At 68.9% G+C, this 14,264-nt stretch carries 15 protein-coding genes and 1 tRNA gene; 13 read left to right on the top strand and 3 right to left on the bottom strand.

The genetic code is table 11. The features are described from left to right. The first annotated feature begins 30 nt into the window (after positions 1-30). The 9 genes from FDA94_RS21815 (at position 31) to FDA94_RS21770 (ending at position 9,498) form a co-directional block, all read left to right on the top strand. Entirely contained in the window at positions 31-1,041 is a 1,011-nt protein-coding gene (locus FDA94_RS21815) for a hypothetical protein (protein ID WP_137248929.1), read from the top strand. Positions 1,042-1,053: 12 nt separating this feature from the next. Continuing rightward, positions 1,054-1,287: a hypothetical protein gene (locus FDA94_RS21810; RefSeq protein WP_137248928.1), complete on the top strand. Its 234-nt coding sequence runs from the start codon at positions 1,054-1,056 to the stop codon at positions 1,285-1,287. 133 nt (positions 1,288-1,420) lie between these two features. Beyond that, positions 1,421-3,694 carry a P-loop NTPase family protein gene (locus FDA94_RS21805; RefSeq protein ID WP_137248927.1) on the top strand — a complete coding sequence of 758 codons (2,274 nt, stop codon included), beginning with the start codon at positions 1,421-1,423 and terminating at the stop codon, positions 3,692-3,694. 354 nt (positions 3,695-4,048) lie between these two features. After that, positions 4,049-4,747, top strand: coding sequence for a DNA cytosine methyltransferase (locus FDA94_RS21795; RefSeq protein WP_137248925.1), 699 nt, complete (start codon positions 4,049-4,051; stop codon positions 4,745-4,747). A 148-nt stretch (positions 4,748-4,895) separates the two neighbouring features. Continuing rightward, complete coding sequence (locus tag FDA94_RS21790) at positions 4,896-5,180, top strand: hypothetical protein (protein ID WP_137248924.1); 285 nt, start codon at positions 4,896-4,898, stop codon at positions 5,178-5,180. After that, positions 5,170-6,072: a bifunctional DNA primase/polymerase gene (locus FDA94_RS21785; protein ID WP_170991056.1), complete on the top strand. Its 903-nt coding sequence runs from the start codon at positions 5,170-5,172 to the stop codon at positions 6,070-6,072. The genes FDA94_RS21790 and FDA94_RS21785 overlap by 11 nt, the downstream gene beginning before the upstream one ends. Then, positions 6,069-7,655: a hypothetical protein gene (locus tag FDA94_RS21780; RefSeq protein WP_137248923.1), complete on the top strand. Its 1,587-nt coding sequence runs from the start codon at positions 6,069-6,071 to the stop codon at positions 7,653-7,655. The genes FDA94_RS21785 and FDA94_RS21780 overlap by 4 nt, the downstream gene beginning before the upstream one ends. A gap of 266 nt (positions 7,656-7,921) precedes the next feature. Beyond that, entirely contained in the window at positions 7,922-8,113 is a 192-nt protein-coding gene (locus tag FDA94_RS21775; protein WP_137248922.1) for a helix-turn-helix transcriptional regulator, read from the top strand. Positions 8,114-8,124: 11 nt separating this feature from the next. Beyond that, positions 8,125-9,498, top strand: a complete 1,374-nt coding sequence (locus FDA94_RS21770; RefSeq protein WP_137248921.1) for a tyrosine-type recombinase/integrase — start codon at positions 8,125-8,127, stop codon at positions 9,496-9,498. A gap of 144 nt (positions 9,499-9,642) precedes the next feature. Here FDA94_RS21770 and FDA94_RS21765 read toward each other — a convergent pair. Then, positions 9,643-9,714: transfer RNA gene (locus tag FDA94_RS21765), tRNA-Arg, on the bottom strand. Positions 9,715-9,836: 122 nt separating this feature from the next. Here FDA94_RS21765 and FDA94_RS21760 point away from each other — a divergent pair. From FDA94_RS21760 to FDA94_RS21750, 3 genes are read left to right on the top strand one after another with little or no spacing between them, the layout of a single operon-like run. After that, entirely contained in the window at positions 9,837-10,244 is a 408-nt protein-coding gene (locus FDA94_RS21760; protein ID WP_246060084.1) for a response regulator transcription factor, read from the top strand. Between the two features lie 16 nt (positions 10,245-10,260). Continuing rightward, positions 10,261-10,827, top strand: a complete 567-nt coding sequence (locus FDA94_RS39335) for a hypothetical protein (protein ID WP_170991055.1) — start codon at positions 10,261-10,263, stop codon at positions 10,825-10,827. Between the two features lie 10 nt (positions 10,828-10,837). After that, on the top strand, positions 10,838-11,404 hold the full coding sequence (locus FDA94_RS21750; protein WP_137248920.1) for a DinB family protein: 567 nt from the start codon (positions 10,838-10,840) through the stop codon (positions 11,402-11,404). On the opposite strand, the gene FDA94_RS21745 is transcribed toward FDA94_RS21750, so the two are convergent. Continuing rightward, the gene (locus FDA94_RS21745) at positions 11,383-12,741 is read right to left on the bottom strand and encodes a glycoside hydrolase family 16 protein (RefSeq protein ID WP_137248919.1); all 1,359 of its coding nucleotides are present in this window, start codon (positions 12,739-12,741) and stop codon (positions 11,383-11,385) included. The two genes, FDA94_RS21750 and FDA94_RS21745, sit on opposite strands and share 22 nt — an antisense overlap. An 85-nt stretch (positions 12,742-12,826) precedes the next feature. Continuing rightward, positions 12,827-13,969 carry an ROK family transcriptional regulator gene (locus FDA94_RS21740; protein WP_137248918.1) on the bottom strand — a complete coding sequence of 381 codons (1,143 nt, stop codon included), beginning with the start codon at positions 13,967-13,969 and terminating at the stop codon, positions 12,827-12,829. A 106-nt stretch (positions 13,970-14,075) separates the two neighbouring features. Here FDA94_RS21740 and FDA94_RS21735 point away from each other — a divergent pair, with 106 nt between their 5' ends. Further along, a complete protein-coding gene (locus FDA94_RS21735) occupies positions 14,076-14,246 on the top strand; it encodes an MbtH family NRPS accessory protein (RefSeq protein ID WP_137248917.1) in 171 nt (56 codons plus the stop codon). Positions 14,247-14,264 lie beyond the last annotated feature (18 nt).

Here is a 14,264-nt window from a genome sequence, read left to right as displayed (position 1 = left end):
CACCCGCCCCATACCTGCCAAGGAGTCCCCGTGACGACCCCGCTGACCATCCCGTTCTCCGACCCGGCCGACGACGACGGCCCCGACCTCCCGGACTACGTCGGCATCGTCGACCGCGCCCCCCGCGCTGACCTGGCCACCATCGCCCATCTGCCCCGGCCAGTCATCCCGCTCGACGAGCCGGTAACCCCGCCTGCGGCCTCGCCGGCTCCTGCCCCCGCCGGTGAGGTCGAGAAGGGACGGACCCGCCGGGTGAAACGCCTGCGGGAACAGGTCGCCGAAGCCCGCCTGCTGGCCGACCTCCAGGCCGACGACACCCCGCTACAGCTCGACAGTCCCAAGGTTCGCCGCCGGCAGCGCGCGGCGCACGAGGCGGCCCGGTTGCACGCGCTCGCGCAGGACCCGGCGATGCGCGCGTGGTCGGCCGCGCGGATGCGGCGCCTGCTGGTGGCTGGCGCGATGGTGGGGCTGGCGCTGGCGCTGGCCTGGTCCACCGCCGGTGTGCAGCACTTCGCGGCGGACGGCGCCGACGCTTGGTCGCCCGGGTGGCTGTTCGCCTGGTTCGTCGAGCCGTTCATGTCGATCACGCTGTTGGTCGTCGTCGGCGCCCGTGCCTACATGGCCACCCTCGGCCAGCCCATCCGCTCCACGATCCTTGTCCGGATCGAGTGGCTGTTCCTGGCGCTGACCTTGGGGATGAACGCCTTCCCCTACCTGCCCGGTGTCGCCGACTCGTTCTCGTTCCCGCGTCTGGTGCTGCACCTGATCGGCCCCATCGTGGCCGTGGCCTTGGTGATGGCGCTGCCGATCATCCTGGCCGCCTTCGCCGCCCTCGACTTCACCCCGGAGGACCAGCGGAACGGCCCCCTTACTGGCCTTACGTACAGGGCGAGCCCGGAACTCATCGCCCGTGTGCAGGCCCTCACCGCCGAGGGCGAGCTTCCCCGTCATCCCAGTGCCCGCCAGATTCAGCGTGCTCTGTCCTGCGGCATGGACACCGCCCGCGCTCTGCGCGACGCGCTCACCGACCCCAACCTGTAAGGAGGACCTGCCATGTTCGATCCCATGGTTGCCATCGTCGGCAGCGCTGCCGCCTGCGTCAGCTTCGTCGGCTGGATCGCCGTTCGCGGCTTCAACGACCGCCACTACGTCCGCGACACCGTCAACGAGCACACCGCCCGGTTCTACCGGTGCGACCACTGCGGCGAACTGCACGAGTACGGCTGCCCCGCCCCGAACCCCCGGTGCGCCGGCCACCGTCAGCGGGACACCGAGATCCCGTCGTGACGCTGCCCGCCGCCCTGATCCGTCCCATTCGTAAGGCCGCCACGGGCGGCACTTGGGGCACGGCCGAATCCGCCAAGACACCGGCCGTGCCCTGCAACCCCGGACCTTCCAACGAGCACGAGGTGACCCCATCATGAGGCACGACCAGCCCACCCCCGTAGAACCGCCCACGCCAGAGATCGGTTCGAACCGCCCGGACGAACCGACCGGCGCTGAGGTCGTCCCCATCACTAGCGCCCGCGCCGGCCGCTCGACCGACGACAGCCCCGAGGCGACCGGCAAGAGCCGCGCCACCAACGTTCTTCTCACCGAGGCCACCATGGGCGCCGACGTCACGCCGGTCCTGGAAGGTCAGGTGATGGTCGACCAGCCGGGGCACGACCTGCCGGACTGGCGGACCGACCTGGAGGCCAAGGCGCGGACCCGTCAGCCGATCGTCCCGACGTGGCTGCGCTCGCGCACCGAGGCCGTCGACACGCTGGCCTGGGCCGGTCGGCACTACCTGCACGTCTCCGGCTACCAGCTCACCCGAACCCCGCTGTACGCCGGCCGGATGGCCGTCCGCGCGCCGCGCGGACTCGTCCGGCTGACCGGCGGGTTCATCCGATGGACCTTCGACCTGGAAGGCCACCCCGTGCGGATGGCCACCGTGCAGAAGGCCGACCCCGAGGCGTACCTGAAACTGTCCCGGCAGCGTGACGCCCGGGTGCGGCTGCGCGTGTGGATTGCCGGGCTGACCGTGCTGACGCTGCTGATCCTGGCCCTCATCGTCGCCAACCAGCCCACCGCGCTCCAGTTGGCGGCGCTGGCCGTGGTCGTCGCGGTGCTGGGCATCATCGGCAAGCCCGCCGACCGGCCCCTGATCGAACGCGCCGTGGTGCCGTCGGCAGTGGAGAAGCTGACCAGCGACATCGTGATCCGGTCGCTGACCGTGCTGGGCATCGCCGGCATCAACCAGGCCATGACCAAGAACCCCAAGGACGCCATCCGGTTTGTGGCCCCGATCACCCGGGATGGCCCCGGCTGGCGGGCTGACATCGATCTCCCGTACGGCGTGACCGTGGCCGACGTGATGGACAAGCGCGACCGGATGGCCTCAGCGCTGCGCCGGCCGCTGGGCTGCATCTGGCCCGAGGGCGACAGCGCGATCCACGAGGGGCGTCTGATCCTGTGGGTCGGGGACAAGGACCTGTCCAAGACGGTCGTGAAATCGCCGCTGGTCAAGGCGGGTAGCCACGATGTGTTCAAGGGCATCCCGTTCGGGTCCGACCCACGTGGACGGGCCGTGACCGTGCCGGTCATCGAGCACAACCACCTGATCGGTTCCCAGCCCGGTCAGGGTAAGACCGCCTCGGTTCGGGTGCTGGCCTCCGGTGCGGCGCTGGACCCGAGTGTTGAGCTGTGGATTCATGAGCTCAAGGGCACCGGCGACCTGGACCCGCATGAGCAGAACTGCCACCGGTACGTGTCCGGGATCGAAGATGAGGCGATCGGCTACGCCGCCGATTCCCTGGCGCTGCTGCGTAAAGAGGTCATGCGCCGGGCCGCCGCGCTCAAGGCGCTGCCGCCGGACTTGTGCCCGGACAAGAAGGTCACGCGGCAGATTGCCGACATGCGCTCGCTCGGTCTTCACCCGCTGGTGGCCATCTTCGACGAGTGCCAGAACCTGTTCGCGCACCCGGAGTTCGGCGACAAGGCGGGCGATGATGCCGAGTTCATCATCAAGCTCGGCCGTGCGCTGGGCGTGGTGCTGGTCCTGGCCACCCAGCGCCCGGACAAGGACAGCCTGCCGACCGGGATCAGCGCCAACGTGTCCATCCGGTTCTGCCTGCGGGTGGCTGGCCAGATCGAGAACGACATGATCCTGGGCACCTCCGCGTACAAGAACGGAATCCGCGCCACGGTGTTCCAGCCCAAGGTGGACGCCGGTATCGGCTACCTCGTCGGCGCGACCCCGATGCCCAAGGTCACCCGCACCGCCTACCTCGACACCCCGGCAACCCAGAAGATCGCCGACCGCGCGCACGCCCTGCGCTCCGGCGCCGGGGTGCTCACCGGGCATGCCGCCGGGCAGCGCCCCGAACAGGTCGCCCCCGCGTTCGATCTGCTGGCCGATGTACTGGCCGTGGTCCCGCCCGCTGAGGCGAAGGTGTGGAACGAGCTGGTGGTGGACCGGCTGGCCGAACTGCGGCCCGAGGTCTACGGCCCGTGGGCCGACCTCGAAGGCGGCGCGAAGACCGGTCAGCTCACCAGCGCTCTCAAGCCGTACGGCATCCGCACGATGCAGGTGTGGGGCACTCCGGAGGGTGGCGGCAAAGGCGCCAACCGCATCGGGATCGCCCGTGACGACATCCTCACCGCCGTCACCCACCGTGACAAGAAGCGGGCAACCGGGGCCGTTTCCTAGCCACCGGATCGCCTCTAGACCTAGAGGCCACCCCCTCTAGGTCTAGAGCCCCGCCTAGACCCTCAAACCGACCTCTGCCAGCGATCTAGCGTCTAGACCCTGGCCTGCGGAAACCCTCGATACGGCCCTGGAGGCCCTGATGGCCACCGTCATCACCCTGCTAGTCCTCTGCCTTCCGATCGCCACTCTGTGTTACATCGGGTTCTGCGCCAGTTCCCCGTGGGGCACCTGCCAGCGCTGCGCCCGGCGCCCGAAACGGCGCACTTGCCACGCCTGCGAGGGCACCGGCATGCGGCCCCGGATCGGCTGGCGCCTGTACGTCTACTTCCGCCGTCTGAACCGCGACGGCAGCCGATGAACGCCCGCAGACGCGACCGGCCGCGCCTGCTGGATCTGTTCTGCTGCGCCGGAGGTGCGGGCATGGGCTACCACCTGGCGGGATTCGACGTCACCGGTGTCGACGTCAAGCCGCAGCCCAACTACCCGTTCGCCTTCCGCCAGGGCGACGCGCTGGAGTACCTGGCCGCGCACGGCCACGAGTACGACGTGATCCATGCCAGCCCGCCGTGCCAGTTCTACACCAGCCTGCGGCATCTGCACCCGCACGACCACCACCCCGACCTGATCGGTCCCACCCGGGACCTGTTGATCCGGTCGGGACGGCCCTGGGTCATGGAGAACGTCCCCGACGCACCCATGCCCGGCGCGCTGGTGCTGTGCGGGTCGGAGTTCGCTCTCACCGCCAGGTGCCGAGACGGCAAAACCCGCTGGCTGAAGCGACACCGCCTGTTCGAGACCTCCGAGTTCCTCATGGGCGCCGGCGGCTGCCACTGCGGACGCAGACCCATCGGAGGCGTCTACGGCACCGGCGGGCGCGGCCCGATGCCCAACGGGTCCTACAAGTTCCACCGCAGCGAAGCCGCCGACGCCATGGGCATCGACTGGATGACCATGCGGGAACTGACCCAGGCCATCCCACCCGCATACACCCGCTTCATCGGCGAAACCCTTGTCGCCGATCTGACCGCCGATCACATCCCCGCCGCCGCTTAGGACCCGCACAACCCGTCAGACGCCGGACGGGCTGAGAGCGTCCTGACGGCCGAGGCAAGCAAACGCTTGCTCAAATAAGCGGACATAAATCAAAAGCCGCCTGAGGCGCTCTCAGCGCCTCAGGCACCCCAAGCCGGAGGAAACCCGCATGAAATCCCCGACCGACCACCGCGACCCCAACCAGGCCGCCGACCAACGGGACCACGAACACGCGCACAAGCCCACGACGCCGGGTCAGCACCGCTGGACCCACCACGACAACTACCACGCCACCTGCCGGCGGTGCGGCACCCGGGCACAGAAGCGCCCTTCCCCGTACGGGCGCCGGTGGTGGACCGAATGGCGCCTGCCGGACGGCACCACCCGCGACAACTACAACGGCCAGCCCACCCCGCCCTGCCAACCGACCGAGGAGGACACCGGTGCCTGCTGACCTGACCCGCTACGCCCTGGCCGCCGCCGCCAAGGGCTGGCACGTCTTCCCGCTCACCCCGCGCGGCAAGTGGCCGCTCAAGGGCTGGCCGTGGAAGGAACGCAACACCACCGACCCCGACGTCATCCGCCGGTTCTGGACTCGCACGCCTTACAACGTCGGCATCGCGTGCGGCCCCTCCCGGCTCGTGGTCATTGACCTCGACAAGCCCGAGAAGGAGGGGCTTCGCCCCCCGACCCCCTGGGACCTGCCGGGAGTCACCGACGGCGCCGACGTGCTGGCCGTGCTCTGCGAGCGCGCCGGGCAACCCCTGCCGTTCGACACCTTCACCGTGACCACGCGGCGCGGCGGACTGCACCTGTACTTCACCGCCCCCGCAGACGTCGTGCTGGGCAACACCCGAGGTGAGGACGGCAACGGGCTGGGCTGGAAAATCGACACCCGAGGCGTCGGCGGGTACGTCGTCGGACCGGGCAGTTTCGTCGACCTGCCCGACGGCGCCGGCCCGTACGAGGTCATCAACCGCACCCCGCCCGCCCCGCTGCCGGGATGGCTGGCCGAGCGCCTCACCCCCGCGCCTCTGCCGCCGCAGCGACCGGTCACGGTTCCGCTGGCCGGCGCCGACCGGCACAGCGCCTACCTCCGCACCGCAGTCGCGGCCGAGCTGGCGCGCGTGACCGACTCGCCCGCCGACGGCCACAACAACGCGCTCTACCACGCCTCGGTCGCCCTCGGTCAGCTCGTCGCCGGCGGCGCGCTGACCGAGTCCGACGTCACCGCCTGGCTTGCCTCCGCCGCCGAACAGGTCGGACAGCGGCCCGGCGAAGCCCACCGCACGATCGCCTCCGGTCTGCGCGCCGGCGCCCGACGGCCCCGGAGCGTGGCGGCATGACCGGCCCGACACGACTCCAGGTCGGGTCCGGCCCGGAGACCATCCGCGTTCTCAAGGCCGCGCTGGTGGACCGGCTGCTGCCCGACACCTACGTGTCGGCCGGCGCCCTGGTCCACATGGAGACCATCTCCGGTGGGCAAGCCAGCCCCGCCGCTGACGAGGACTCGCCGCTACCGGTGGCGGCAAGCCCGCTCACCCCCGCCACCCTGGCCGGTCTGCTGGCCGAACACGCCTACGTCTACCGGCTCCGCGCCCGCAAAGACGGCACCGGCGGCATGGAAACCATGGAAGAGGAGGTCACACCGCCCCGAGAAACCTTGTCCTCCGTCCTGGCGGGCAAGACCTGGCCCAAGGTATCTGCGCTGCACGGCGTGATCGGGGCGCCGGTCCTACGCCGGGACGGCACCCTGTTGCAGCGGCCCGGCTATGACGAGGCCACCGGCCTGTACCTGGCCGCCAAGGTCGCCCTTCCGCCGGTGCCCGACCAGCCCACCGCAGAGCAGGTGCACCACGCCCGCGACTTCCTGCTGAACCGGTTCCTGCGGGACTTCCCGTGGGCCACCGACGCCGACCGAGCCAACTATCTCGCGCTGCTGGCGACCCCGATCCTGCGGCACTACACCCGCAGCCTGACCCCGTTCGCGCTGATCGACGCGACCATGCCCGCCTCCGGCAAAAGCATCCTGACCGGCGGCCCCGGCATGCTCTACGGCCAGCGCGTCATGCCTTGGCCGTACGCCGAAGAGGAACTGCGCAAGAGCATCACGGCCGTCCTGTCCGAACAGGTCGGCGTGGTCGTGTGGGACAACCTGGCCGAGGGCACCGTCATCGACTCCGCAACGCTGGCGTTGCTGGTCACCGCTGGCGTCTGGTCCGACCGGCAGCTTGGAGCATCGCGGAACATCGCCACCGTCAACGACCGGCTGTGGATGGCCACCGGCAACAACCTCCAGGTCGGCGGGGACATGGCCTCACGGACCGTCCGGGTTCACCTGGACCCGAACATGCCCCGGCCCGAACAGCGTGATCAGACCCGGTTCGGTATCCCGCACCTGGACCAGTGGATCACCGTCCCGGCCAATCAGCTCACCGTGTTGTGGCATCTGCTGGTCCTGGTGCTGGACTGGACCCGCAACGGCGCCCCCAAAGCCGCCGGCGTCTCGATGCGGCAGTTCACCCCGTGGGCGCAATCCCTGGGCGGGTTCCTGGCCCACCACAGCGTTGACGGCTTCCTGGCCAACGCCGCCGACATCCGCGACATCGACGAAGACGAAACCCGCTGGCGCGGCTTCCTGTCCTGCTGGCACACCCGTCACGGCACCCAACCCATGACCGCTGCCGACCTACGCCGCTCCGGCGAACCCAAACAGACCGGGTTCGGTGACGACGACGCATGGGACGGCCAGTTCATCACCACCGCCACCGGCCGCATGCCCAACGCGCTCGCCCTCGGACGGCTGCTGACCGGCCAGATCGGACGCTGGCGCGGCAACTACGTCATCCGGTCCGCCAAGAACGACCGAGGCGACCGGAACGTGTTCTGGGTCGAGTGCCACACCGCTCCGGCCCCCTCCAACCGCTGAAACATCTCCGCATCTCCGCAAGCACCGTTGACCAGCACAAACGCTTGCGGAGTAGCCGACATGCCATCTCCGCACATCTCCGCATCTCCGCACTTCCTGCGGAGATGAACCCCGATTGCGGAGATGACCCCATCGGGAAATCTCTATCTCCGCATGCATCGCCCCAGGTCAAGGCCACTTTTGCGGAGATGCGGAGATGCGGAGATGTTTCAGCCCTCCCCGCAACGAACGGCACCTGACGACCGCCCCCGAAAGGCAGCCACACCATGACGCGAGCCAAGCAGCTTCTGACCATCGCCGAAGTTCTCGACGAGATCGACGTGCCGAAGTCCACCTTCTACCGCTGGTTGCACACCGGCCGTGGTCCCAAGTCCCTCAAGTTCCCCAACGGCAAGCGCAAGGTTCGGCGTAGCGACCTGGACACCTGGCTTGCCGCCTTTGAACAGACCGCAGCGTAGGAGGGCATTGCGTGGAAACCCTGGACGTAATCATCTGGAAGATCCGGCAGCGCAAGGGGAGAGCCAAGCCGTATGAGGTTCGCTGGAAGGTCTCCACCGAACCCAAGTCCAAGTCATTCCTTACCAGTGCGCTCGCCGACCAATTCCGCGCCGGACTGCTCAAGGCAGCCCAGAAGGGAGAATTGTTCGACACCGTCACCGGTCTGCCTTCCTCCATGCGGCAGGCACCCACCGAGAAAAAGCCCGTCCTGACCTGGTACGAATTCAGCAGGAAGTACGTGGCCATGCGCTGGAAGGACGCCGCAGCCAAGACCAGGGAAAGCATCGTGGACAGTCTTACTGTCGCCGCGTTCGCCCTGTTGGACGGCGAAGCCGCTGATCTACCCAGGAAGGACATCAGGGCGGCGATGCTGTGGGCGCTGATCCCCAGGCCGGACGACACAGCCATACCCGCGCACCTGGAGAATGCCGTCAGGCTTCTCCAGAAAGGCACCATTCCCGTGGGTGAGTTGGCAACTCCCGCCGTTATCCGGCTGATTGGGCAGGAACTCAGTCAGACGCGCGACGGCAAGCGGGCGGCACCCGACACGATCGCCCGGCGACGTCGCGGCCTGAACACCGCTCTCGAATACGCCGTCGAAATTGGCGAACTGTCCGAGAATCCTCTCAAGCGACTGAAGCGGAAAAAGACCAGCCGAGACACCGCCATTGACCGCCGCCGCGTGGTCAATCCCTCTCAGGCTCGCGAGCTGCTCACCGGCCTGTCCTACGTCGGAAGCTGGCACCGCGCCCGAGGCCGCCGCCTGGTCGCCTTCTTCGCAACCCTCTACTACGCCGGCATGCGGCCTGCCGAAGTCGTCGGACTCCGGCAGACGGACTGCCTCCTACCCGAGCAAGGATGGGGCCTGCTCACGCTGGAAGTGACCCGTCCCAGCAGCGGCAAGCAATGGACCGACACCGGCACCGTCCACGATGAACGTGGGCTCAAACAGCGCGAGGAACAGGAAGTGCGACCGGTCCCGATCCCGCCCGAGCTGGTGGCCATCCTGCGCACCCACCTGGAAGAGTTCGGCACCGCCGCAGACGGCCGACTGTTCCGCAACGAACGCGGTGGTGTCCTGGGAGCCTCCACCTACGCCCGCGCATGGGAGGAGTCCAGACGATTCGCCCTGACGCCGCAGCAGGTCACCTCTCCCCTGGCGGGCAGGCCGTACGACCTGAGGCACGCCGCCCTGTCCACGTGGCTCAACGCGGGGGTAGATCCTGCCACCGTCGCCGAACGCGCCGGCAACAGCGTGGAAGTCCTCCTCAAGCGCTACGCCAAGTGCCTGGACGGCCAGGCAGAGCAGATCAATCAGCGCATCGAAGCGGTCCTCAAAGGGTGATCAAACTCGGCCCGCCGTTGGCCCACAACTGGCCCACAACCAGCGAGCGTCAATGAGAACGGGCGAGTCCCAGTGAGACTGGAGACTCGCCCGTTCGATGCCATATATGCTGGTCACAGCTAGTTTTCGCTGGTGAAGATCAGGTGCCCCCTGCAAGATTCGAACTTGCGCTCCCGGCTCCGGAGGCCGGTGCTCTATCCCCTGAGCTAAGGGGGCTCAGGAACAAGCCTAGGTTACCAGCACTCCACACCCTCTTCGCACACCGTTATGCGACGCGCCCGGGCACACATCCCCCGAAAACCCCGCGCCAGCCGCCCCTCCCGGGTAGCCTCGCGGCCGTGGGTGAGGTTTTGGGGCGCGTACTGGTCGTCGACGACGACGAGGTCATCCGGCAGCTCATCGCGGTCAATCTGACCTTGGAGGGCTTCGATGTCTATACAGCCTTCGACGGGCAGGACTGCCTCGACCGGGTGCGGGAGGTCGATCCCGACGTGATCACCCTCGACGTCATGATGCCGCGGCTCGACGGCTGGGAGACCGCCACCAAGCTTCGCACCGACCCGCGCACCACCCACGTCAAGGTCGTGCTGATCACCGCGCGGGCCCAGGAGGACGACAAGCGCCGGGGGCTCGGCATCGGGGTCGACTCCTACCTGACCAAGCCCTTCGACCCGGCCGAGCTGATCCAGGTCGTCAGGGATCTCGCCGTGGCGGCGAAGAGCGGCTCCAGGTCACCGGAGATCTAGCCCTATCGTCGGTGCCATGACCTTCGAACTGGCCCTCTGGTACGAGCCCGAACCGATCTCCAAGGAAGACGCCCGGGACCGTTACCGCAAGGCCGAGCTTCCCCCGGAGATCAGCGCGGCCCTGGCCGCCGCCCTTCCGGGGGCCACCGTCGACGGCGCGCTCGTGTCGGCCCCCGACGAGGCGACCGACGAGGTCGGGAACGCCGCCTTCGCGTTCGCCCGGGAGCACGGGCTCGTCTGTTACGACGCCCGGCGTCACCTGATCCACAACCGGGAGCCCCTGGGCGCGTACCGGGACGTGCAGTTGCACACCGGTGACGGGGTCGTCGCCCACGATCCCGATCTCAACCTGGTCAACGACGTGCTGGAGACCCTGTCGGCGGAGAACCCGTTCATGGCGCTGGTCGTCTACGGCAGCCACTTCATCCAGGTCTCCCCCGGCTACGAGGTCGACTTCAAGGAGGACGGCGTCATCCGGTCGACGTCCACGACCGACCGGGAGCAGGTCAGGCGGATGGTTCTCCTTTATCTGGTCGGTGACCGGTCGTTCCTCGACGCTCATGAGTGGACGGTCCGGGGGTAGTGCCCCGGGCATGGAACTGCGCACCGATCGGGTCGGCCTGCTGCTCGACCAGCTGGAGTCCTCTGTCACCTTCACCCGCGACCGCCTCCAGGGCCTGACCGACGACGAGTACTTCTGGGAGCCCTCACCGGGCAACTCCTGGACCGTCCGGCGGCGGCTCGACGGCGACGTGGACGTCTACGGCAAGGGCGACTGGATCGCCGACTTCAGCCCCAACGAGCCCATCCCGCCGCCCGTCACCAGCATCGCCTGGCGAATGGCGCATCTGCTCGCCTGCTTCACGATGCGGTGGGACTGGACGTTCGGCAACCGGCGGATGCTCTTCGACGACCTGGAGATCCCCCACACGGCCGACGACGCCCAGAAGCGGCTGTTCGAGAGCGTCGAGCGGTGGCGGGAGGACGTCGACGGGCTGACGGAGGAGCAGCTCGACACCGTGGGGTTCAGCCAGTTTCCGGCGGGGCTGGACCCCACGGTGCCGTTCATCGCGATCGTGTGGTGGCTGAACCGGGAGTTCGTCCACCACGCGGCCGAGGTCGCGCTGCTGCGCGACCTCTACCGCGAGAAGCTGAAGTAGTTCAGGTTGACGAAGTCGGCCGGTTGACCGCTGCTGAAGGTGATGTAGACGGTCTGGGTGCCGCTGACGGCCGAGATGTTGGCCGGGACGGTCCGCCACGACTGCCAGCCGCCGGTGTTGCCGACCGACATCTGGCCGATCACGGTGCCCGTCGGGCTGCCCAGCCTGACCTGGACCAGGCCGCTGACTCCTCCGGCCGCGCCGGAGGCGACGCGGGCGTTGAACTGGGTCTCGCCGGTGAAGTCGACCGAGTAGCGCAGCCAGTCGCCGTTGGAGATGTAGGCGACGTTCTGGCCGCCGCCCGAGTCGGTCGTGGTTTCGAGCTGGGTGCCCTGCTGGGCGTTGTACGACTCGGCCTGGATCACGCCGCCGGTCGGGGGCGGCGATGACGGGGGCGGGGTCGTGCCGGCGCCGCTCTGCCAGACGGCGACGTAGTCGACGACCATGGGCCGGCCGCTGACGGTGGCGGCGGTCGGGGTGCCGAAGCCGGCCACGCCGTTGGGGAAGCCGCCGCCCATCGCCACGTTGAGCAGCAGGAAGTAGCCCGCGTGGCTGGTCATGTTGTTCCAGGTCGTGGCGTCGAACTGGTTCTGGCTGAGGGTGTGGTAGTTCACGCCGTCGACGTACCAGCGGAACTGGTTCGGGGTGATCGAGCGGTCCCACTCGAAGCGGTAGGTGTGGAAGGCCGACTGGCACGACGATCCGGGGCAGGCGCGGGCGGCGCCGAGGCCGTTGGTCTCGTTGCACGGGCCGCCGGGTGAGACGCCGCAGTGGAGCACGGCCCAGACCTGGTTGATCCCGTTGACGTTCTCCATGATGTCGAACTCGCCGATGCCGGGCCAGTTCCAGTAGTTGCCCCGGTAGGGGGCGCCGAGGGCCCAGAACGCGGGCCAGTAGCCGAGCGCCGCGTTGCCGGTCACGTTGGGCATCTGGATGCGGCCCTCGATGCGCAGGATCCGCCCGGAGGCGGGCTTGAAGTCGGCCCGGCGGCTCTCGATGCGGGCGGAGGTCCAGTTCTGGCCGCTGCCGATCGGGGTGATGCGCAGGTTGCCGCTGCCGTCGAGGCTGAGGTTGCTCGTGCTGGACGTGTAGTTCTGGATCTCGCCGGTGCCCCAGTTGGCGGGGCCGCCCGGGTAGCCGTGGCCGGTGTCGATGATCCAGTTGGCCGACGAGGGCAGGGTGCCGGCCGAGCCGTTGAAGTCGTCGGACCAGACGAGGGTCCAGCCCGAGGGGGTCGAGGGGACGGCGGCGTTGGCGACGCCGATGCACAGGACCGGGATCAGCAACGCGGCGATCCACCCGATCAGAGAGCGTTTACCGAGTCGTAAGGTCGCCATGGGAACCTTTCGGTAGGCGGGAAGTCGCAGATTGCCGTTACTGTGCGCCCGGCTTCACACCTCGTCAAGGCCTAAGGTGAAGATCCTAGAGAGCGCTCTCCACGTTCGGGCTCTGAACACGCGCGAGCGCTCCGAGCACTCCGGCGCGCTCTCCCAGTTCACCCTTCACCACGCTGACCGCGCGGGCCGCGCTCGGGATGGCCAGGCGGCCGACCACGGTCATGATCGGATCGATCAGCAGGGGACCCGCCTCGGCCAGCGCCCCGCCGATCACCACCAGGCCCGGGTTGAGGATGTTGCACAGGCTCGCCACCGCCACCCCCAGGTGGCGGCCCGCGTCGGCGATGACGCGACGGCAGCCGATGTCGCCGGCGTGCGCCAGCTCGACCAGCCGCGACACCGTGACCTGCCCGTGGGTGGGCCGGACCAGGTCGATGAGCTGCTGGCCGCCGGCCAGCGTCTCAAGGCAGCCCCGGTTGCCGCACCGGCACAGCCGGCCGTTCTCGTCGATGGTGATGTGGCCGAGCTCCCCGGCCGTCCCGGTGGCCCCCCGGTAGAGCAGCCCGTTGATCAGGATGCTCGCCCCGACCCCCGTGCCGATCTTCATGTACGCCACCTCGCGCCGCCCCTTGGCCGCCCCCCACGTGGCCTCGGCGAGCGCCCCCAGGTTGGCGTCGTTGTCGACCACGACCGGCACCCCGAGACGTCGTCCCAGCTCAGCGGCGGGATCGACGCCGGCCCAGCCCGGCAGTATGGTGCTCGACCCCATGATCCCCGTCTGCGGGTCGATCGGGCCGGGTAAACCGAGCCCGACGGCCCTGATCTCGGCACGGCTCACGCCCGCCCGCCCCAGCAGCCCGATGATCAGGCGTTCGGCCGCCGCCAGCCCCTCGGGAGCCCTGGCCCCCACGTCGAACGGGATCGCCTCCTCGGCCAGCACCTTGTGCGACCGCTCGGCCAGCGCCACCCGCAGGTGCGAGTGCCCGAAGTCGACGCCGACCACGAGCCCGGTCTCCCGGGCCGGGGAGATGAGGTGGCGACGCCCGCCCGCCTGGGAGATCTCCACCAGCCCGGCGTCGCGCAGCTCCCTGACGATGGTCGAGACGGTCGCCGGGGACAGGCCCGTCTGACGGGCCAGCTGCGCCTGGGTGAGGGCGCCGGACTTACGCACCGTTTCCGTGATCAGGCGGCGGTTGGTCTCACGTAGGCCCGTCAGGGAATTGGCCATCAGACGATCTCCCTTGTTCAGGGATTGAACGTACACCTCTTGACGTTCCAGTGGAACGGGTGTTTTCTGAACAGAGAGCGCTCTCAGTCGGTGGAAAGGGGCAGATATGGCCCCCCGTACGTTCAAGGTCATCATGGATGGGGAGGGGAACTACTCCCTCTGCCCCGCCGATCGCGAGCCCCCGGACGGGTGGGTCGCGACCGGCGTCGACGGCGTGTTCCAGGAGAACCTCGACCGCGTGGCCGCGCTCTGGGGCGTCGACGGAAAGATCGTCTGAAACGGGAACACGGTAGTG

Origin of the sequence: Herbidospora galbida (genome assembly GCF_005233835.1) — a bacterium.
GTDB classification, from domain to species: domain Bacteria; phylum Actinomycetota; class Actinomycetes; order Streptosporangiales; family Streptosporangiaceae; genus Herbidospora; species Herbidospora galbida.
The sequence above is the reverse complement of the archived record's forward strand: the minus strand, read 5'-3'. Positions and strand labels throughout refer to the sequence as shown.

Excerpts from the sequence above, each read along its gene's own strand:
- FDA94_RS21745 (WP_137248919.1), bottom strand. The coding sequence starts at position 12,741 with ATGGCGACCTTACGACTCGGTAAACGCTCTCTGATCGGGTGGATCGCC.
- FDA94_RS21775 (WP_137248922.1), top strand. The coding sequence starts at position 7,922 with ATGACGCGAGCCAAGCAGCTTCTGACCATCGCCGAAGTTCTCGACGAG.
- FDA94_RS21735 (WP_137248917.1), top strand. The coding sequence starts at position 14,076 with ATGGCCCCCCGTACGTTCAAGGTCATCATGGATGGGGAGGGGAACTAC.
- FDA94_RS39335 (WP_170991055.1), top strand. The coding sequence starts at position 10,261 with ATGACCTTCGAACTGGCCCTCTGGTACGAGCCCGAACCGATCTCCAAG.
- FDA94_RS21795 (WP_137248925.1), top strand. The coding sequence starts at position 4,049 with ATGAACGCCCGCAGACGCGACCGGCCGCGCCTGCTGGATCTGTTCTGC.
- FDA94_RS21740 (WP_137248918.1), bottom strand. The coding sequence starts at position 13,969 with ATGGCCAATTCCCTGACGGGCCTACGTGAGACCAACCGCCGCCTGATC.
- FDA94_RS21750 (WP_137248920.1), top strand. The coding sequence starts at position 10,838 with ATGGAACTGCGCACCGATCGGGTCGGCCTGCTGCTCGACCAGCTGGAG.
- FDA94_RS21810 (WP_137248928.1), top strand. The coding sequence starts at position 1,054 with ATGTTCGATCCCATGGTTGCCATCGTCGGCAGCGCTGCCGCCTGCGTC.
- FDA94_RS21805 (WP_137248927.1), top strand. The coding sequence starts at position 1,421 with ATGAGGCACGACCAGCCCACCCCCGTAGAACCGCCCACGCCAGAGATC.
- FDA94_RS21790 (WP_137248924.1), top strand. The coding sequence starts at position 4,896 with ATGAAATCCCCGACCGACCACCGCGACCCCAACCAGGCCGCCGACCAA.
- FDA94_RS21780 (WP_137248923.1), top strand. The coding sequence starts at position 6,069 with ATGACCGGCCCGACACGACTCCAGGTCGGGTCCGGCCCGGAGACCATC.